Source organism: Streptomyces sp. JNUCC 64 (genome assembly GCF_054484115.1).
In genome coordinates, this window is sequence record NZ_CM137015.1 from 4,560,172 (window position 1) to 4,578,660 (window position 18,489).

13 protein-coding genes and 3 pseudogenes are annotated in these 18,489 nt (G+C 76.5%); 7 read left to right on the forward strand and 9 right to left on the reverse strand.

The genetic code is table 11. The features are described 5' to 3' along the window. Positions 1 to 23 precede the first annotated feature (23 nt). The 6 genes and pseudogenes from murJ to ACVWNX_RS18970 all read right to left on the reverse strand — a co-directional run bounded on the left by murJ (position 24) and on the right by ACVWNX_RS18970 (position 8,997). On the reverse strand, positions 24 to 2,324 hold the full coding sequence (gene murJ, locus ACVWNX_RS18945; RefSeq protein WP_454408448.1) for a murein biosynthesis integral membrane protein MurJ: 2,301 nt from the start codon (positions 2,322 to 2,324) through the stop codon (positions 24 to 26). Further along, complete coding sequence (locus ACVWNX_RS18950; RefSeq protein WP_454414838.1) at positions 2,321 to 3,760, reverse strand: O-antigen ligase family protein; 1,440 nt, start codon at positions 3,758 to 3,760, stop codon at positions 2,321 to 2,323. The genes murJ and ACVWNX_RS18950 overlap by 4 nt, the downstream gene beginning before the upstream one ends. 35 nt (positions 3,761 to 3,795) lie before the next feature. Next, positions 3,796 to 4,623, reverse strand: a pseudogene (locus ACVWNX_RS18955) (sugar transferase); the annotation flags it as partial. Positions 4,624 to 6,053: 1,430 nt separating this feature from the next. After that, positions 6,054 to 6,626: pseudogene (locus tag ACVWNX_RS18960) on the reverse strand (glycosyltransferase family 4 protein); the annotation flags it as partial. Positions 6,627 to 7,148: 522 nt separating this feature from the next. Then, positions 7,149 to 7,742: pseudogene (locus tag ACVWNX_RS18965) on the reverse strand (glycosyltransferase family 4 protein); the annotation flags it as partial. Next, a complete protein-coding gene (locus ACVWNX_RS18970; RefSeq protein WP_454408449.1) occupies positions 7,732 to 8,997 on the reverse strand; it encodes a DUF3344 domain-containing protein in 1,266 nt (421 codons plus the stop codon). The pseudogene ACVWNX_RS18965 and the gene ACVWNX_RS18970, both read right to left, overlap by 11 nt. A gap of 338 nt (positions 8,998 to 9,335) precedes the next feature. Between ACVWNX_RS18970 and ACVWNX_RS18975 the strand changes: the two genes are divergently transcribed. From ACVWNX_RS18975 to ACVWNX_RS18995, 5 genes are all read left to right on the forward strand, one after another. Next, on the forward strand, positions 9,336 to 9,575 hold the full coding sequence (locus ACVWNX_RS18975; protein WP_454408451.1) for a chaplin: 240 nt from the start codon (positions 9,336 to 9,338) through the stop codon (positions 9,573 to 9,575). A 265-nt stretch (positions 9,576 to 9,840) separates the two neighbouring features. Continuing rightward, positions 9,841 to 10,353, forward strand: coding sequence for a hypothetical protein (locus tag ACVWNX_RS18980; protein ID WP_454408452.1), 513 nt, complete (start codon positions 9,841 to 9,843; stop codon positions 10,351 to 10,353). Positions 10,354 to 10,710: 357 nt separating this feature from the next. Continuing rightward, a complete protein-coding gene (locus tag ACVWNX_RS18985) occupies positions 10,711 to 10,995 on the forward strand; it encodes a hypothetical protein (RefSeq protein ID WP_454408453.1) in 285 nt (94 codons plus the stop codon). A gap of 176 nt (positions 10,996 to 11,171) precedes the next feature. Next, positions 11,172 to 11,672: a DUF5949 family protein gene (locus tag ACVWNX_RS18990; protein ID WP_454408455.1), complete on the forward strand. Its 501-nt coding sequence runs from the start codon at positions 11,172 to 11,174 to the stop codon at positions 11,670 to 11,672. A 137-nt stretch (positions 11,673 to 11,809) separates the two neighbouring features. After that, positions 11,810 to 12,310, forward strand: a complete 501-nt coding sequence (locus ACVWNX_RS18995; protein WP_454408457.1) for a hypothetical protein — start codon at positions 11,810 to 11,812, stop codon at positions 12,308 to 12,310. A 96-nt stretch (positions 12,311 to 12,406) separates the two neighbouring features. Here the strand turns inward: ACVWNX_RS18995 and ACVWNX_RS19000 are convergent, their stop codons facing one another. Beyond that, positions 12,407 to 13,954, reverse strand: a complete 1,548-nt coding sequence (locus ACVWNX_RS19000) for an alpha/beta hydrolase (RefSeq protein WP_454408458.1) — start codon at positions 13,952 to 13,954, stop codon at positions 12,407 to 12,409. A gap of 441 nt (positions 13,955 to 14,395) precedes the next feature. Here ACVWNX_RS19000 and ACVWNX_RS19005 point away from each other — a divergent pair, with 441 nt between their 5' ends. Together ACVWNX_RS19005 and ACVWNX_RS19010 are read left to right on the forward strand one after the other, a co-directional pair. Then, positions 14,396 to 14,818: a tyrosinase family oxidase copper chaperone gene (locus ACVWNX_RS19005; RefSeq protein ID WP_454408460.1), complete on the forward strand. Its 423-nt coding sequence runs from the start codon at positions 14,396 to 14,398 to the stop codon at positions 14,816 to 14,818. Positions 14,819 to 14,837: 19 nt separating this feature from the next. Then, positions 14,838 to 15,704, forward strand: coding sequence for a tyrosinase family protein (locus ACVWNX_RS19010; protein ID WP_454408462.1), 867 nt, complete (start codon positions 14,838 to 14,840; stop codon positions 15,702 to 15,704). 147 nt (positions 15,705 to 15,851) lie between these two features. Here ACVWNX_RS19010 and ACVWNX_RS19015 read toward each other — a convergent pair whose 3' ends face one another. Together ACVWNX_RS19015 and ACVWNX_RS19020 are read right to left on the reverse strand one after the other, a co-directional pair. Then, a complete protein-coding gene (locus ACVWNX_RS19015; protein ID WP_454408464.1) occupies positions 15,852 to 16,115 on the reverse strand; it encodes a chaplin in 264 nt (87 codons plus the stop codon). Between the two features lie 222 nt (positions 16,116 to 16,337). Then, positions 16,338 to 18,371, reverse strand: coding sequence for an ABC transporter permease (locus tag ACVWNX_RS19020; RefSeq protein WP_454414839.1), 2,034 nt, complete (start codon positions 18,369 to 18,371; stop codon positions 16,338 to 16,340). Positions 18,372 to 18,489: the final 118 nt, after the last annotated feature.

Consider the following 18,489-nt stretch of genomic DNA (forward strand, 5'->3'; position numbering starts at 1 on the left):
GGTCGGTCCGGGGGCGGGGCTGGTCAGCGCGCATCGGTGCCCTTTCGTGTGACGGCGCGGAGGGTGCGGGCGGCGCGGGCGATGAGGGGGGTGGGGGCGGTGGGGGGCGTGGGAGGGGCGGGGGCGGTGGGGGAGACGGCGGTGGTGGAGGTCGTGGAGGTCGGGAGGGAGGCGGCGGGGGCGGGGGAAACGGTGGTTGGGGTGGTGGTCGCGCCCGTGTGGTCGTGGGGGGTGCCGGCAGTGCGGGTGGCGTGGGACGCGCGGGAGGCCCGGGGGGTGCCCGGGCCGTCGGGGGTGTCGGTGTCCCGTCCCGGCAGGCCGCCCAGTGCCCGGAGCGCCAGCGGGAACACCAGCACCACGGTCAGCGCGGCGGCCGTCACCGCGAACAGGGCGCCACCGGCCCCGCCGATCGCGGCGCGCGGGCCCTCGGCCCATCCGGCGGCCAGCGTTCCCGCTCCGGTCGCGCAGCCCGCCGCCGTTACCGTGCGCGCCAGTTGGAGGGCGACCCCGCGACGGCGGACCGGCACGTTCCGCTCACCGGTGCCGTACAGCAGCAGGGCGGCGGTCAGGGTGATGCCGGTGGCGTTGGCGGCGGCGATGCCGCGCACCCCGAACGGACCGACCGCCAGCGCGCCGAGCACGGCGGTCACCCCGACCCCGAGGGCCATGACGAACAGCGGGTACCAGGTGGGGCGCCCGGCCGAGAAGTAGCTGCGGATCAGCGCGCCGACCAGGGTGTGGCCCAGCAGCCCCAGCGCGTACACCCGCATGACGCCCGCAGTCGCGGCGGTGTCGTCGGAGGTGAACGCGCCTCGCTGGAAGAGGAGTTCGACGAGCGGGGAGGCCGCCGCGACGATCGCCGCGACCCCCATCAGCACCGCCGCGGCGGCCAGCGTCAGATCCCGCTCGACCCGGCGCCGCGCCCGGTCGGTGTCCCCGTCCGCGAGGGCCCGCGCCACGGCCGGGAAGGTGACGGTGCACAGCATCAACGACAGCACCATCGGCATCTGCGCCACCTTCTGGGCGTAGTTGAGGTGCGAGATGGCCCCGGCGGGCAGCGAGGAGCCGAGGAACCGTTCGATGAGCACCTGGGACTGGCGGCAGACCCCGAACAGCAGCACGGACGCGATCAGCGCGCCCCCCGCGCCTCCCGCGAGCCGCACGCTTGCGGTGCTTGCGGTGCTTGCGGTGCTTGCGGTGCTCGTGGGGCTCCCGGCACCGCTGGTGCCCACGGAGCCGTCGGTACCCTCCGTGCCGCTGGGGCGCCCGGTGCCTCGGGTGCTCCGAGTGTCTTGGGTGCCTCGGGCGCTCCGGGGCACGTCCCGTAGGCGTCGCCACAGGGACGGCGCCTGCACCGCGACCATCAGACAGCCGCCGACGGCCACCCCCACGGCGGCCGACCGCACCCCCCACCGGCCGCCCAGGACGAACATCGCCGTGATGATCCCGGTGTTGTACGCGATGTAGATCGCCGCGGGCACCAGGAACCGTCCGTGCGCCCGTAGCGCCGCGCCGCAGTAGCCGCACAGCCCGAAGGAGAGCAGACAGGTCGCGGTGAGCCGGGTGCAGTCGACCGCGAGCGCCGGATCGGGCAGCCCGGGGGCCAGCACGTCCACCAGTACCGGGGCCCCGACCACCACGAGCAGCGCGAGGGCCCCCAGGACGAGTCCGAGCCGGGGCAGCGAGAACCGCACCAGCGCCCGTACCGGGTCCGCGCCGGAGCCCGCGCCCCGCGCGCGCTGGGCGAGCGCCGCGCTGAACGCCGGGACGAGCACCAGTGCCATCCCGTCCTCGATCAGCAGCGTCGAGGCGAACTCGGGGACCGTCCAGGCGACCAGGAACGCGTCGGTGGCCCCGTCCGCGCCGAACAGGTGCGCCAGCGTCTGGTCCCGCAACAGCCCCAGCAGGGCACCCGCCGCGGTGAGCACCCCGGTCAGCAGCGCGGCCCGGGCCAGGAACCGCCCGCTTCCGCCGCCTCCGTCCCCGTCCCCGCGCTCGTCCGCGCCGTCGCCGTCGCCGTCGCCGTCGCCGCTGTCGCCGTCCTCCTTGGCGCCCCCGGCACCCTTAGCGCCCCCGGCACCCTCGGTGCCCTTGCCCCCCGTGCCCTTCAGCGGGCCGGGCCCACCGGGCCGGACCGTCGTCGAAGCGGCGGGAACCGGTGGGTCCGCGGGGGCGCGGGGCGCGGGCGTGCCGTCCCCGGCGGGGGTGCCCGATCCGGCGGGGTACGGGACGAGGGCCCCGTCGCCCGCCGGGGCGCCCGCGCCGGCGGACGGGACCGCCGGGCCGTCGCCGAGGGGCGTGACCGCCTCGCGCGCGGGGCTCACCGGGGGTCCGTCCCGAGCGCCCACCAGGCGACGACGCCGAGCGAGACGGCGGTCAGCACGGTCGAGGGCCCGCCGATGTCCGCGTACCCGAAGTCCACCAGCTGCCACACCAGCAGTCCGCAGGCGAGCAGCCCGCAGTCGGTGCCCGGATCGGCGCCCGGGACGGTCGCGTCCCGTTCCCGGCGCCGGGCCGCGCGCAGCCGCCGCACCGTGAGCACCAGCAGCGCGGTCCAGCCGCCGAGCAGACCGGTCAGTCCGAGGAGCCCCTGTTCGCTGAGGACGAGCAGGTACATGTTGTGCGGGGAGAGCAGCGGCTGGCGCAGATAGCCGGAGCCCGCGCCCGCGGTGTCGCTGCCGGAGGACAGGGCGAGCGAGGCGTGGCCGTCGCGGTGGGCGGGGAAGTCCTTCAACCCGACCCCGGTGACCGGCCGTTCCCGCCACATGCCGACCGCCGCCGCCCACATCGTGTACCGGTCGGTGACCGACTGGTCGGGGGCGTCCGCGACCTGGGTGATGCTGCCGAGGCGCTCCTGGAGCAGGGCGGTGCCGAGCCCGGCCCCGCCGACCAGCACCACCGCGGCGGCGGTCGCCACGGCGAACACGGCGAGCGCCCGGCGCACCCCGGAGAACAGCAGTTGCGCGGTGACCGCGACGGCGGTGGCGATCCACGCGCCCCGGCTGAACGACAGCGCGAGCGGAACGAGCAGCAGCACCGCGCACGCCAGCGCGACGATCCGGCGCACGGCGTCACCCCGCGCCCCCTGCCCGTTCCGGGGGCCCCGCCGGGCATCGCGCACGCCCCGTCGGGCGCCGAGCGCCAGCCCCACCGCGCAGATCACCCCGTAGGAGACGACGGTGGCCATGCCCATCACATCGGTCGGCCCGAAGGTGCCCACCGCGCGGATGTCGGCGCCCATGTACGAGGCGCCGGTCCCGGTCGCGTACTGGTGGACCCCGATCCCGCCCTGTGCCAGGGCGAGTCCGACGAACCCCCAGGCCACCACGCGGAGGTCGGCGCGGTCGCGGACCAGCAGCAGCACCGCCAGCGGGACCAGGACGAACACCTGGAGGTAGCGGCTCAGTCCGGTGACGCCCGCCATCGCGTCGGCGGCGCCGGTCGCGGCGACGGCGATCCCGGCGACCGGCAGCCCGAGGACGAGCGCGGCGGTCCGGCTCAGCGGCCGCCGGGCCCGGCGCACCGCGCCGAGCACCCCGATCAGCACGAGCACCCCGGACATCGCGTCGGCCGGGGTCCAGCCCGCGCCCTGCCCGGTGGCGGCGGCCCGCCCGTCGGTGACCGGCAGGGTGAGCAGCGCCAGCAGGGCGAGCACCGGCAGCACGGGCGCGTACCGGACCAGGAGGGCGTACAGCGCGGCGGCCGGGGAGGCGGCCCCGGCGCGGTGGGACGCGGGCGCGGCGACGGCCGGGACGGCCACCGTGCCGGGGGCTGCGGACGCGGGCTCGGACAAGGTCAGCTCCCCGTGGGACGGACGAGAACGGCCGCCGTGCGCAGCAGGATGCAGACGTCCTGCCACAGCGACCAGGTGTCGATGTAGGCGTTGTCGAAGCGGGCCCGGTCCTCGATCGAGGTGTCCCCGCGCAACCCCTCGACCTGGGCGAGCCCGGTGATCCCGGTCGGCATCCGGTGGCGGTCGGCGTAGCCCTCGTAGAGACGGGAGAACTGGCCGACGAAGTAGGGGCGTTCGGGGCGCGGGCCGACCAGGCTCATGTCGCCGCGGAACACGTTCCACAGCTGGGGCAGTTCGTCGAGCGAGGTACGGCGCAGGAACCGGCAGGGCGCGGTGACCCGGCTGTCGTCGGCGACGTTCCACCGGGTGGCCGCCTCGCGGGAGTCGGCGGGCCGCAGGGTGCGGAACTTCAGCAGGGTGAACGGGCGTCCGCCCCGGCCGATCCGCTCCTGCCGGAAGAGCACGCCGGGGCCGTCGCTGACCCGGATGACCAGCGCGCACAGCGCCAGCAGCGGCGCGGAGAGCAGCAGCAGCGTGCCGGACACCGCCATGTCGAGGGCGCGTTTGCGGACCGGGACCCGACGGGGCGAGCGCGGTGCGAGCGGGGCGCAGGGGAAGCCCGCGAGCCGGGGCGCGCGCTGGTCGGCGGCGCCCGCGCCCGGCGGGGACGGGACGATCTGCCACAGCTCCCGGCCCAGTCCGCTCAGCATCCGCAGCAGCGGGGCGTGGACGCGGTGCGCCTCGGTCCCGGCGACCAGCACATGGCGCACTCCGTGCCGGACCAGCGCCCGCCGCACCTCCTCGGGGGTGGTCAGCACCGGCGGCCCGGCCCCGACTCCGGCCCCGGCGGTCCCGCCACCGGCCGCCCCACCGACGGCGAACCTTCCGGTCGCCCCGGTCGCCCCGGTCGCCCCAAGTGCCCCAGCCGCTCCGTTCGCCCTGGTCACCCCGGACGATCCGGACGCCGTCGACCCCCCTGCGGACCCCGATCCACCCGGCCCGGAAACCCCGGACCAGCCGGAACCGGACCCGGTCCCCGCCGCCCCGCCCCCCGGTCCGGCGGCCGGATGCCCGAAGGGCGCGGAACCGACGGACGCGGAACCGGCGGGCACGGAACCAAGGGACCCCGAACCGGAGGACCCCGAACCGGGAGGCGCGCAACCGACGGACGCGGACCCCACGGACGCGGAGCCCGCAGGAGAGGACCCGGCGGATGGGGACCCGGCAGACGAGGACCGGGCGGATGGGGATCCGGCAGACGAGGACCCGGCGAACGGAGATCCGGCAGACGAGGACCCGGCGGACGGGGACCCAGGCGGGCTCACGGACGGGTGACCCGGGGCCGTCACGAACGGGTGGGTTCCGGGCGCGGGGCCGGAGGCGACGAGCCCGACCGGCCGCGCCCCGCACCCGGGCCGCCGCAGCAGCGCCGCCGCCACGGGCAGCACCGCGCGGGCGTCCCCGACCACCAGCACCGGCAGCGGTCCGCGCGCCAGCCCCGCCCGGCGGCGCGCGTACACCACGGCACGCCCGGCGCACGACGTCAGCGCCTGCGCGGCGCAGCCCAGCGTCAAGGCGTCCCACGGCAGCGCCCGTTCCGGAGCGAGCGCCGCCAGCAGCGCGCCGAGCACCGCCCAGGCCAGGACGGTCCGTCCGCACAGCGCGGGCGTCTCCGCCAGGGCGAGCGGCACGGTCAGCGCCCGGTGGCGGCGCGCCGCCCGCGCGTGCCAGCCGCCGACCCCGGCCGCGAGCGCCGCCAGCAGCAGCGGATGGCGCTGTCCGGGGTCGAGCGCCAGCGCGGCGAGCAGCCCCCCGGCGGCGTCCACCGCGAACAGGGGGACGTCCCGGCGCCGCCGGACCCGGCGCGGTCCCGCGACGGGGGCCGGACCACCGGAGGGCCGCCGGGGCGCGAGCACCGAGACGGCTCCGGTGTGCCGGGCGGGCACGGCGGCCCGGCCCGGTGCCGGACGTCCGGACGGCAGCGGCCGGGCGGACCCCGGGGCCCCGGCCGCCGTCGCGGCCCCGGCCGTCGAGGACTTGGCGGCCACGGACTTGACGCCCGCCCCGGACCCGCCGGCCGCCGTCGGTCCGGGGGTGGCCCTGGAGCCGGTGGTGCTCGTCGCCCGGGTGGTCGTCGTGGACCCGGTGGTGGTCGTGGATCGGGCGGCCGTCGTGGATCGGGCGGGCGCCGACGGTCGGGGGGCGGCGCCGCGTCCCGACCGCGGCTGCCCCACGGGCGGGGGAACGATGCTTTCCGCGGTCACGAGGTGATGGACTCCCTGCACTGGGTGCGCTCCGCACCGAGCAGTTCGCGGTACACGGCCGCGACGGCCCGGGCGGAGTGCCGCACATCGTGGGTGGTGAGGACGTGCCGACGACCCGCCCGGCCGAGCGCCGCGCGCCGCTCCGCGTCGAGCAGCAGTCCGGCGGTCGCGCGCGCCAGCGCGCCGGGGTCCCCGGGAGGCACGAGACAGTACGGGGCGTGTTCGGGGGGCAGGCTCTCGCGGGCGCCGTCCACCTCGGTCAGGAGCACGGGGCGGCCGCAGGCCATCGCCTCCAGCGGGGCCAGCGCCATGCCCTCCCACCGGGACGGCAGGACGACCAGGTCGGCGGCCCGGTACCAGGGGCGGGGATCGTCCACCGGCCCCGTGAAGATCACCCGTTCGGGTGCGGCGGCGCGCAGCGCGGACCGGTCGGGTCCGTCACCCACAAGGACCAACCGGGCCCCGGGGACGGCCCGGGCGATCCCCGGCCACGCCCGGAGCAGCACGTCCTGCCCCTTCTGACGGCACAGCCGGGCCACGCAGACGACCAGGGGCGCGTCCGGCGGCACTTGGGCGAGCGCGGCCAACGAGCGCCGCGCCGCACCGCGCTCCCGCGCGCCCCCGTCCCGGCCGCAGCCCCCGCCCGCCGCGCCGTCCCCGTCCCCGGGATGGTCACCGTCACCGTGGTCACCGACAGCCCCGGGCGCGGGCACAGGCGCGGGCGAGGACGACGGCGAGGCCGAGGGCCCAGGCAGGGGCACGGACCCGGCCACGACCCCGTTCCCAAACCCAGGCCCGGACCCGGACCCAGGCCCAGGCCCGGGAACGGATCCGGCCCCGGGAACAGACCCCGGAACGGCCCCGGGAACGGCCCCGGACCCCGGAACCGATCCACGAACGGCCCCGGACGCATGCTCGGACCCGAGCGCCCCGCCAGCGGCCCCGGCCGGGAGCCCGGACCCGGGAACCGGCCCAGGAACGGCCCCGGCCGCGTTCCCGCCCACGAGCGGCCCGGCAGCGGACCCGCCCACGAGCCCCGGAACCTGCCCGGCAACGGACCCGGCCACGAGCCCCGGAACGGACACGAGCCCCGGGACCGGCCCGGGAGCCCCGGAACCGCCCCCGGGCCGGAAGCGGTCGGTGTCCACCCCGTTGGGCACCACGGCCCACCGCCCCGGGACCCCGGCCGCCGCCCCGGTGCGGCGCTCCGCCTCGCTGACGCAGACGATCCGGTGCGCCCAGCGCGCCCCGTACCGCTCCCAGCGGCGGCTGAGCGCGGCGAGCGGGCCGCCGACCGCCTCGAACGACCAGGCGTGCGGCTGGAACACGGTCGGCGTCCGGCCCCGCAGCGCGAGCCGGACGACCAGTCCGGCCTTGGCGCTGTGGGCGTGCACCAGATCGGGCCGGACCGTCTCCAACAGCCTTGCCAGTGAACGGACTTCGCGGCGCAGCCCGGGGCCGGGGGAACGGGTCGCGGGCCAGTCCAGCCAGTCGGCGCCCGCCCGGGTCACCGCCCCGGCGAGCGGCCCGTCCGCCGGGCAGGCCACCGTGACCCGCGCGGCGGGGTCCGGCCCGGCGGTCTGGGCGCGCACCAGGTCGAGGACGACCCGGGCCACCCCGCCGTCCACCGGCTGGGTCACGTGCAGGACCCGAGGGGGCCCGGTCCGGCCCCGGTCAGCGGGCATCGGCGTCGGTGTCGACCGCGGCGAACAGGACTCCGGCCCAGGCGGCGTCCTTCTCGGCGGTGAGCCGCAGGTCGAGCCGTCCGCCACCGGCCGCCACGGCCTCGCCGAGGTCGAGGACGTCGGAGTCGTAGCCGAGGGTCCCGGCGTAGGACGGGTCCCGCTTGGCCTGGGTGCCGGGCTCGGCGACGGTCGAGTTGAGGAGGTCGCCGGACGGGTTGCGGGCGTCCTTCAGGCTGGTGCCCGCGCGCCTGCCGACCGACACGGTCAGCGCGTCCCCGGTGGTCCCGGCGTCCCCGTTGTAGGCGACGAACCCGGCGGTGCCGCCGCCGCCCGACGGGACGGTCACCCCGTCGAGCCGGACGGCCGCCTCGTGGTGGCCCTCGCCGAGGTAGGCGAAGCCGTCCCAGAGCGCGAGCTGCCGCAGCGGTTCGCTCTGCTTCTCGTAGGCGACGACGAGCGTCCAGCCGCCCCAGGCGCCGGCCCCGGAGTTGCCCATCGCCACGTTGACCTGGCCGACCGTCCACGTCCCCGAACCGCCCGCGCGCACCTGCGCGGTGACGTCCGCCGACGCCTGGAACGCGTCGGCGCCGCCCGCGGTCCGGTGCCCCACGACGCTGTCCGCGAGCACCTCCTTGTACTGGCCCTCCGGTTCGGCGACCAGCACCCGGTCGTTGTCGCGGGACGGCTTCTGCTCGCCGACGCGCAGGTTGCCGCCCCAGTACAGCCGCGCGTAGGAGACCTTCGCGCCGCTGGGCACGCGCAGTTCGGCGCGGCTGGAGTTGTAGGTGTTGTCGTCGGAGTCGACGTCCGCGTAGAACATGTCGAACCCGTCGTTGGCGGCGGTCGCCTTCCCGGCGCGGGCGTCCGCGCAGGACACCGCCTTCCCGCCGTCCGACGCGGTCGAGGACTCGCCGGAGCGGCAGGTGATGGAGACGTTCGCCGCGCGGACGATGCCGCCGTGCTGCACGGCGTGGAACCGCTGGGCGAACGGCACCTTCTCGGCCTCCTCGGCCCGGGTGTCGCGGCCTGGTGAGGCGGGCGGGGCGGTGGGGACGGAGGAGGGCAGGGTGGGGGTGGTGGCCGTTGTGTCGTGGTCGGCGGCCGGGCCGCGCGGCGCGGCGAGGGGCGCCGCGCCGTGGACGGCCGGGGCGGCCGCGAGTCCGCCCACCGCCGTCACGGCGCAGAGGGAGAGGACACCTACCGTCGTCGGGGGCGGGGCGAGCCGTCGCAGGACGGCACCGAGGGAATTGCGCATGACCGGCATTGCCCTTTCGGGAGGTAATTCGCTGAACCCGTCGGAAGGCAGTATGACCATCGCACTTCGATAACGTGTGACTCTCGCGGACGATTCGGCCGAGCTGGCGAGTGCGGCCACTCTAACCGCCGAGCTTATTTGCTGCTGATACCGCGTAAGTCAGTGTGTCGGATTCACCCGGACCGGGAATGTGTTCGGCACTCCCGTGGGTGTCGAAGAGCCGACCGGTCCGGAGATCACCCTTCCGGGTGCGGAACCCGGGGCGCGGTCCGGCGTTGAGCCCTGGGCCGGGCATCCCCGCCCGGTGCGTCACCAACGACCTAGGAGCAGTACTTCTCATGTCCCGTACCGCGAAGGCCCTTGTCCTGTCCACCGTCGCCGCCGCGGCCGTCGCCGGCACCGCGGGCGTCGCCGCCGCCAGCGCGGGCGCCCAGGGTGCCGCCGTGGGGTCCCCCGGTGTGCTCTCGGGCAACGTCGTCCAGGTTCCGGTGCACATCCCGGTGAACGTCTGTGGCAACACCATCGACGTCATCGGCATCCTCAACCCGGCCTTCGGCAACACCTGCGTCAACAGCTGACGTTCCGTCGCCCTTGAGCCGCCCGCCCCGCCCGGGGGCCGGGCGGCTCGTCCGTTCCCGGGCCCGCCACCGTGGTGCCGTGCTCGTCCGTTCCCGGGCCCGCCGCCGTGGCGACGTGCCCGTACGGGACGCGTCCCACCCGCCCGCGCGCCCCGATGACACGGGTGCGCGTCCCGGTGACCCGAACGGGCACCGCGCGGTTGCGGCGCGCGGGAGGGGATTCGACGGTGGGGGAGTTCCGACCCCCACCGAAAGGGAAACCCTCATGCGCGCTCCACTGGCGCGACGCCTCGGGACCACCGCGCTGTGCGCCGCCCTCCTCACCGGCGCCGCCGCTCCCGCCTTCGCCTCGGACACCTCCGACGCGGCCGACCGTTCCTCCCACGCCGCCCCGCTGCCCGACAACGACAGCAAGGACGCCCTCCAGACCGCCGTGGACGCGCTGGTCCAGGCGGCCGCCTCCGGTGATCCGTCGGCGGTCGCCGCGCAGGCCCAGGCCATCGTCGCGCAGATCGCCGGGATCGCCCCGCCCGCCGCCGGAGCCTCCCAGCTCCCGACCCTGCCCACCGTCCCGGGCGCCCCGACCGCCCCCGGCGCCTCGACCCTGCCGGGCATCCCCACGATCCCCGGCGCGCCGACCATCCCGGGCGCGCTCACGATCCCGGGCGCCCCGGGCATCCCCACGATCCCGGGTGCTCCGAGCCTCCCGGGCGTTCCGGCGATCCCGGGGCTGCCGACGATTCCCGGCGCCGCCACGCTGCCCGCCATCGGCCGCTGATCCCGGCGGCCCCGGCGGCCCCGGTGACCGCCGTCCCGCGCTGACGCGGGTGGCACCCCGGCCCGTCGGGGCCGGTCCCTTCCGGAGGGGACCGGCCCCGACGGGCTTCTCCGTGTCCGGGGAGAAGAGGGGGGGAATCGGGGTCGGAGGAAGGGTGAACGAAGAAGATAAATTCTTCATACAAAATGATTGGAAGAAATTCCCTGGAGGGTGTGGGAAGCGGCCGGGAAACCCCTTCGAGTGGGGGTTGTGGAGAATTCACGTACCGGGGGTTTCCGGTCCGGACGGGGGTCGTTAGTCAACGCGGCAGTACGCCTCCCCACAGGTGGCCCACGGTCGCCGAAGAAAGGAACACGGATGAAGCCCCTCAAGGCCGCCGCAGTCGTCGCCGGGTCCTTCGCCCTCGTCGGTGCCGCCGCACCGGCGTTCGCCGCCTCCGACATGACGCCCACCAGCCTCAACGGAGCCCTGGAGACGTTCACCAGCCAGTCCACGTTCGACGCGCGCGCCCTGCAGACCAACGCCATCGACACCGAGCGGGAGGGCACCCTGATGAACAACGTCAAGACCACCACCGAGCGGCTGAACGCCGGTGGCTCCCAGACCGGATCGCTGCTCGGGGGACTCCCGGTCGGCAAGTAGCCCGTTCCGCCCGGTCCGCGCGAGGGCGTGCCCCGGTACGGTACGGGCGCGCGGACCGGCTCCGCGCCCGTACCGCGCCCCGCGCGCGTCCCCTCACGTGTGATCCCGCTGACCGCGTCGCTCGGACGGGTGACACGGACCCCCGGCCGCGCGCCGCATGTCGCTACGGTGCCGAGGTGACCTCAACCCCCACCGAAAAGCGCCCCTTCCACCCGGCCGAACTCGGCACCCTCGCCGTCATGGCCTGGAGCGGGGAACACCCCGAAGAACGGGGCGACCTCGCCTTCCTGCTGGCCTACACCCTCGGTGACGGACCCGGTGGCCCCGAGGGCTCCGCCGCCGCCGTGCGCACGCTGCTGGAGAACACCGGCCTGCCCGTCGGCGGCCCCGTCGCCGACGGCACGACCCAGCCCAGCTTCCCCGTCTCGCTGCTGGTCGAGGCCGGACAGGCCGTCGTCAACATGCCGCACCTCAACGCCCAGTGCCTCGTCCCGCCGGAGTGGCTCGCCGCCGTCCGCGCGCGGGGCCACGCGTACTTCCTGTTCGCGACCCGGCCCTGGCCGCAGGGCACCCCCGGGATGCCGATGAGCGAGGAGACGCTCTCCGCGTTCGCCGGGGACATGGAGATGCTCGCCGGGGCCGCCCACTGTCTGCTCCCCGCGCGCAGCCTGCGCTGAGCGGCCCCGCCGGTCGTCCACCCCGCACCGGTCCGATGACCCTTCCGGGGGAAACCCGCTGCGAACCGCTCCGCTCCCTCGTTAACAGGGGTGCTCCGAGTCCAGGAGCGCTCGGCCCGAAGAGAGGGGCGGTTGTCATGAAGTCGACCTCGCGCGGAAGCCTCACCGCGCTACTGGCCTGCGCGGCCGTCGCCGCCGGAAGCGGATCCGCCGTCGCCGGGGAACGGGTCCCCGTGTCCCTGCCGATGGAGGGCCTCGAACACGCGCTCGGACTCACGGGTCCCCGGGTGGGCGCCGAACTGCCGGTGCCGGTGCCCGGGGCGGTGGAGGGGCCCCGGTACGTGGAGGGGCGGCTGATGCCGTCCGGGATCGTGCCCGTCGTCCCGTTCAGCGTGCCGTTGCCGGGCGCCGAGGTGGACTCGCTGGTGCCCCGGGTGTTCGGCGGGGAGGCGGACCGCGTCCGGGCGCTCGCCGGAGGACCCGACGCGGTCGCCGGGACGCCCGGACTGACGCTTGACGCCCCGCTGACCGCGCCCCGGCCCGACGCGTTCGGACTGCCCGCCGCGACCCTCCCCGTCACCGGACTCCAGACCCCGCCGCTGCGGACCGCCCCCGCCGCCCACCTCCTCGCGCACTGAGACGCCTTCGGGGAACGTACGCGTACGTTCCCCGAAGGCGTTCGTCCCGGACCGTCCCGGACCGTCCCGGGGTGGGAACGGAACGCGGACGGACGGTCAGCGGGTCAGGAAGTCGTCGATCATCCGCTTGGCGGGCAGACCCGTGCGGTACAGCCAGTGCCCCACGGTGTCCACCACCCGCAGCTCCGCCCCGGGGAAGGACCGGGCCATCCGGCGCGCCCCCGGCAGCGGGGTCGCCGCGTCCTGGGTGGCGTTGACCACCAGGACCGGCGGCGGGGTGCCCTTCGCCCGCGCGGGCTCCGGCTTCGGCGGCAGCGGCCAGCCCTGGCAGGCGAGCACCGTCTCCAGGGACTGCGCGCCGATCCGGACGTGCGGGGCGGCCTTCGCGACCCGCTTCCGGATCGCCCGGTACTCCGCGACGTCACGGATCCGGAAGTCGTAGTCCCGGCAGAGCACCAGCCGCGCCAGGACGTTCGAGCCGCCGGTGATCCAACGGATCTCTCCCTTGCCCGAACGCAGGGCGGCCAGTTCGTCGGTCGACGTCTCGGGGGTCCAGCCGCGCAGCATCCAGTCGAGCATCTCGGACAGCCGCTCGGCGTCCACCTTGGTCCGGGTCGGACCGTTCGGCCCCGGCCTGCGGAGGGTCCCGGCGTCGGCGCGGGCGAACAGCTCCCGGACCACGGCCTTCACGTCGTGGCCGCGCAGCGCGCACGACGGGTCCTTCGCGCACCAGGCCGCCAGCTTGTCGAGGGTCTCCTCCAGGGTCACGGCGCCGTCCCGGAGGTAGCGCTCGACGTCCGACCGCTCCGGGTCCACCGCGCTGTCCATCGCCAGCGCCCGGACGTTGCCCGGGAACAGCCGTGCGTACCGCTCCCCGATGAAGGTGCCGTACGAGTGGCCGAGGAAGCTGATCCGGCGCTCCCCGAGGGCGGCGCGGATCGCGTCCACGTCACGGGCCACGCTCTCGCCGTCCAGGTGTCCGGCCAGCGGGCCCGTCAGCTTCAGACAGCTCGCCGCCAGTTCGGCGTTGTCCGCCCGCAGCCGGGCGAAACCGGCCGCGTCGCGCGGACTCTCCGGAGTGACGCCCGGGAGCGTCTCGTCGCACCGCGCCCCGGCGCTGGCGCCCACGCCCCGGGGGTCGAAGCCGACGACGTCGAACCGCCGGAGCATGTCCGCGGAGTAGCCGTACACCGGGTCGTCCGGGTACAGGGCGTCCTCGCTGCCGGGGTTCCCGGGACCGCCCGGGTTGGACACCAGCACGCCGATCCGGCGCGCCGGATCGGTGGCCCGGTGCCGGGTGACGAAGACGCCGACCTTCGGGCCCTTCGGCTTCGACCAGTCCACCGGCACCCGGACCGTCCCGCACTCGGTGCGCGCGGAGTAGTCGGGGAACGGCGGCTCGGCCTTGGGGCAGGGGCCCCAGTCGACGGTCGGGGTCTTGGCTGCCGCTGTGGCCGCTGTGGCCGCTGTGGCCGCTGTGGCCGCTGTGGCTGTCGCGGTAGCTGCGGTCGCTGTGGGCTTCGCGGCGGTCGCCGTCGCGGAGGCGGCCGGGGTGGTGAGGACGGCGGCGGTGGTGGCCAGGGCCAGGGTCAGGGCCCCGGCCAGGGGTCGCCGTCCCCCGGGGGATCGGGTGTGCACGCTCATGCGCGCCACTGTCCCGGCCGCACATGGCGACGCCTCTACCGTCACATGGTGAACGCGTAACGGGCCGGACGCGCCCCCGACTCCTGCCGGTGCGCCCCTCCGTACCCGCCGGGTGGCCCCCTGTTCCCGCCTGATGCGCTCCCCGTTCCCGCTGGGTGAGTCCCCCCGTTCCCGCCGGGCGCGCCTCCGACCCCCGCCCGGTGTCCTTCTCCGTCCCCGTCGGGTGGCCCCCTGTTCCCGCTGGGCGGGCACCCGTCCCCGCCGGGTGCGCCTCCCGTCCCCGCCGGGTGCGCCCCTCGTTCCGCCGGGTGCGCCCCGGACCCCCGCCCGGTGTCCTCCTCCGTCCCCGCCGGGCGGGCACCCGTGCCCGCCCGGTGCGTGCCCTCGGCGGGCCCCGCGCGTTGGGCAGGGGGCAACGCCGACCCGACCCGGGAGGTCACCGTGCGAGGGACCCGTCGCGCCCTGCTGAGGGCGCTGTTCGTCACGGCCGTGGCGGGGGGCACCGCCGCGGCCCTCGGCCCGCTGCTCCTGGCGGACGGCCGGGAGCGCCGTCCCCGGGCCCCCGCCGGGCCCGGCGCCCCGGCGCACCAGGTGCTGTTCGACGAGACCTACCGGGGCCGCCGCCTCCGGGGCCGTCTCACCTCCGTCGCCGCGGCGGGCCGGGAGCGCGCCCACGCGGCGGACACCGTACGGGTCACGGTGGACGGGCGTCCGCTGCCGCTGATGCGCCGTGCCGACGGCGGCTACCTCACCGTGGTGGACCACTACGTCTCGTACCCGACCCCGCTGGAGGCGGCCCGGGCGGCGGTGGACGAGCTGGGCGGCGCCCGGCTCGCCGCCTCCCCCTCCGCCCACGGCGCCTGAACCCCGGGAGGCAGCGCGCGTGGTCCCCACCCGCAAGAACGTGACCAGGCTGACCGCGGCGGAGCGACGGCGGTTCGTGAACGCGGTCCTCGCCCTCAAACGCAAGGGCCGCTACGACGAGTTCGTCCGCGTCCACATCGACTACTACGTGTCCGACGGCGACAGCCGACGCCGGGTCGCCCACATGGCCCCGTCGTTCCTGCCCTGGCACCGCAAGTTCCTGCTGGAGTTCGAACGCGCGCTCCAGAAGGAGGCGCCCGGGGTCACCGTCCCGTACTGGGACTGGACGGCCGCCCGCTCCCCGGTCGCCTCGCCCTGGACGGACGACCTGCTCGGCGGCACCGGCCGGGGCCGTGAACGCCGGGTGGCGACCGGTCCGTTCGCCCGCGACAACGGCTGGGTCGTCCGGGAGAACGTCACCGACGACGACTTCCTCGCCCGGGACCTGGGCCGCCCCGCCGACCCCTTCGCGCTGCCGTCGAAGGAGGAACTCGGCACCGCCCTGCGGGAGACGGCGTACGACGTCGAACCGTGGAACTCCACCGCGCGCTCCGGCTTCCGCAACGGGCTGGAGGGTTGGACGGCGGTCCGGGTCGGGGACGGCCGCTGGCGCAACCACAACCGGGTGCACCGCTGGGTCGGCGGGACGATGCTCGGCGGGGCGTCCGTCAACGACCCGGTGTTCTGGCTGCACCACTCGTTCGTCGACCTGCTGTGGTCGCGCTGGCGCAAGGCGCATCCCGACGGCCGCTACGAGCCCGCCGAACCGCCCGGCTTCGGTTCGCTGGAGCGCGGCCGGATCGTGGCGCGGAACGAGCCGATGCCGCCGTGGAACGTCACCCCGGCCGCGATGGAGGGGCACGCCCGGCTCTACCGCTACTCCTGACCCGTACGGCGCGCGGAAGCCCCGGCGGGGTCCGGGCGGTGCCGCCGTGCCGGAGCCGGGTCCGGGGCCGGGCACACGGAAGCCCCCGTCAGGCCGAGGATGCTGACGGGGGCTTCCGCACGGGACCTCAGTCGCCGTACGCGGTGCTCAGTAGCCGTAGCCGACCGGGCCGCCACCGTTGACGCAGGTGTTCCCGAACGCGGGGTTCAGGATGCCGACCACGTCGATGGTGTTGCCGCAGATGTTCACCGGGACGTTCAGGGGGATCTGCACGATGTTGCCGGACAGGACACCCGGGGACCCGACGGCCTCGGCGGCGGCGTTCGAGTCGGCGGTGGCCATGCCCGCGCCGCCGAGCATCACGGCGCCCGTGCCGACGGCCAGGACGGCCGCCTTCGCCATGCGAGACATCACGTACTCCTTCAGTTGGGTGGTGCGGTGTGCGTGCGGTGCGCCGGGGGTGATGACGCCCGCACGCCCCCTTCAACGGCGGGAGGCGGTCCGGGTCACGGTCTGCCGGTCCCCGTCCCGGGGACGGCCGCCGGTTCCGTTCGCCCGGTCGGGCGAACCGTTCCCGCACCCGTCCCGGCGGGCCTCCGCGTGCCGTCCGTCCAGCCGTCCCCGGGGGCGCGCTCACCGGGCGACGAGGGTGACCTCGGTGGCCTTCACACTGGTGAGGACGGGGGTCCCGTCGCGCAGTCCCAGCTCGGCGGCGGCGGCCGGGGTGATCTCCGCGATCAGGTCGGGCGCCCCGCCGCCGGCCTCCGCCGGGCCGTCCCCCGGGCCCGAGGCCACCAGGACCCGCAGCCGGGAGCCCACGGCGGTGATCTCCCGGACCGTGCCCCGCCACACGTTGCGCGGCGAGCCGGACGGCGGCTCGCGGTGCAGCGCCACCGCCTCCGGGGCGATGACGGCGAGCGCCGGGGTGCCCGGTGGCAGCGGCTCGGCGGCGACCACCCGGGTCCCCCCGGCGGTGACCAGCCCGTCGGCGGTGGTCTCGCCGGGCCAGGCGTTGGCGCCGAGCATCCGTGCCACCCACGCCGACCGGGGGTGCCGGGCCACCTCGGCGGGCGGCGCGTCCTGGACGACCCGTCCGTCCGCCAGCACCAGCACCCGGTCCGCGAGGGAGACCGCCTCCACCGGGTCGTGGGTGACGATCAGACACACCCCGTCGAAGGCGTCCAGATGGCGGCGGAGGGTGTGCCGGACCCGGCCGCGCGTCGTCTGGTCGAGGGCGGCGAGGGGTTCGTCCAGCAGCAGCAGCCGGGGGCGGGCGGCCAGGGCGCGGGCCAGGGCGACCCGGCCCGCCTGCCCGCCGGACAGCTCGCCCGGTCGGCGTCCGGCGAGGTGGCCGACCTCCAGCCGGTCCAGCCACTCCCGCGCCCGGCGCAGCGCCTCGGCGCGCGGCACGCCCTGCGCGCGGGGGCCGTACGCCGTGTTGGCGAGTGCGGTGAGGTGCGGGAACAGGGCCGGTTCCTGGGGCACCCAGGCGGTGTGGCGGTGGTGCGGGGGCGCGTCGGTGAGGTCGCCGTCACCGAGGGAGAGCTGGGCGCGGGACTGGGTGGGCAGTCCCAGCAGGGCCCGCAGCAGGGTCGTCTTCCCGGCGCCGTTGGGACCCACGACGGCGAGGGTGGTGCCGCCCGGGGCGGTGAGGACGAGGTCGGTGAAACCGGTGACGCGGGCGTCGAGGCGGGTGTTCCGCCGGGGTGCGGAGGGTGCGGAGGGTGCGGAGGGTGCGGAGGGTGCGGAGGGTGCGGAGGGTGCGAGAGGTGCGGGGGGTGTGGGGGGTGCTGAGGGTGCCTGGGAGGCTTTTGGGTTCGGTGGGGTGTGGGGCGGCTCGGGGTCCGTCTCCGGGGGGTCGTCGGGGGAACGGAGGGCGGTGCGGGCGGGCCGTGCGGTGCGGGCGGGGGTGGTGGTCCAGCGGCCCCGTAGGGCGACGAGGACCGCCAGGGCGACGGCGAGCAGCAGCAGGGAGACCGAGGTGGCCGCGGCGGGGTCGTTCTGGAGCAGCAGGTACACCTGGAGGGGCAGGGTCTGGGTGGTGCCGGGGAGGTTGCCCGCGAAGGTGATCGTCGCGCCGAACTCGCCCAGCGCGCGGGCCCAGGTCAGCGCGGCACCGGCGGCCAGTCCCGGCGCGACCATCGGCAGGGTCACCGTCCGGAACACCCGCAGCGGACCGGCGCCGAGCGAGGCGGCCGTCTCCTCGTACCGGGTGTGCAGCGCGGCGAGGGTGCCCTCCAGGCTGATGACCAGGAACGGCATGGAGACGAACGCCGCCGCGACCACCGCGCCCGCCGTGTGGAACGGCAGCACCACGCCGAACCAGTCCTCCAGCCAGGGCCCCAGCAGCCCCCGCCGTCCGAAGCCGAGCAGCAGCGCCACGCCGCCCACGGTCGGCGGCAGCACCATCGGCAGCAGCACCAGCGACCGGACCAGGGCCTTGCCCCGGAACGGGACCCGGGCCAGCAGCCAGGCGAGCGGCACCCCGAGCACCAGCGAGACGCCGAGCGCGCTCAGCGAGACCACCAGCGACAGCTTCAGCGCGGTGACGGACTCCGGCGCGGTCAGATGGCCGCCCAGCTCGTGCCACGGGGTGCGGGCGAGCACCCCGACCAGCGGGACCAGCAGGAACGCGACCGCGAGCAGCGCGGGCAGCGCGAGGGCCAGCGGCGGCCGGGGCGGTCGGGTCCGCGGGGTTCTCCGGGGCCCCTGGCTTCCCCGGGTTTCCCGGCTTTCCCGGGTTCGCTGGGTGCGCCGGGTTCGCCGGTCCGGGACGGGATGGTGA

Coding starts and splice junctions, on each gene's coding strand:
- ACVWNX_RS18975 (WP_454408451.1), top strand. CDS start 9,336: ATGTCCCGTACCGCGAAGGCCCTTGTCCTGTCCACCGTCGCCGCCGCG.
- ACVWNX_RS18980 (WP_454408452.1), top strand. CDS start 9,841: ATGCGCGCTCCACTGGCGCGACGCCTCGGGACCACCGCGCTGTGCGCC.
- ACVWNX_RS19015 (WP_454408464.1), bottom strand. CDS start 16,115: ATGTCTCGCATGGCGAAGGCGGCCGTCCTGGCCGTCGGCACGGGCGCC.
- ACVWNX_RS18995 (WP_454408457.1), top strand. CDS start 11,810: ATGAAGTCGACCTCGCGCGGAAGCCTCACCGCGCTACTGGCCTGCGCG.
- ACVWNX_RS19000 (WP_454408458.1), bottom strand. CDS start 13,954: ATGAGCGTGCACACCCGATCCCCCGGGGGACGGCGACCCCTGGCCGGG.
- ACVWNX_RS18970 (WP_454408449.1), bottom strand. CDS start 8,997: ATGCGCAATTCCCTCGGTGCCGTCCTGCGACGGCTCGCCCCGCCCCCG.
- ACVWNX_RS18985 (WP_454408453.1), top strand. CDS start 10,711: ATGAAGCCCCTCAAGGCCGCCGCAGTCGTCGCCGGGTCCTTCGCCCTC.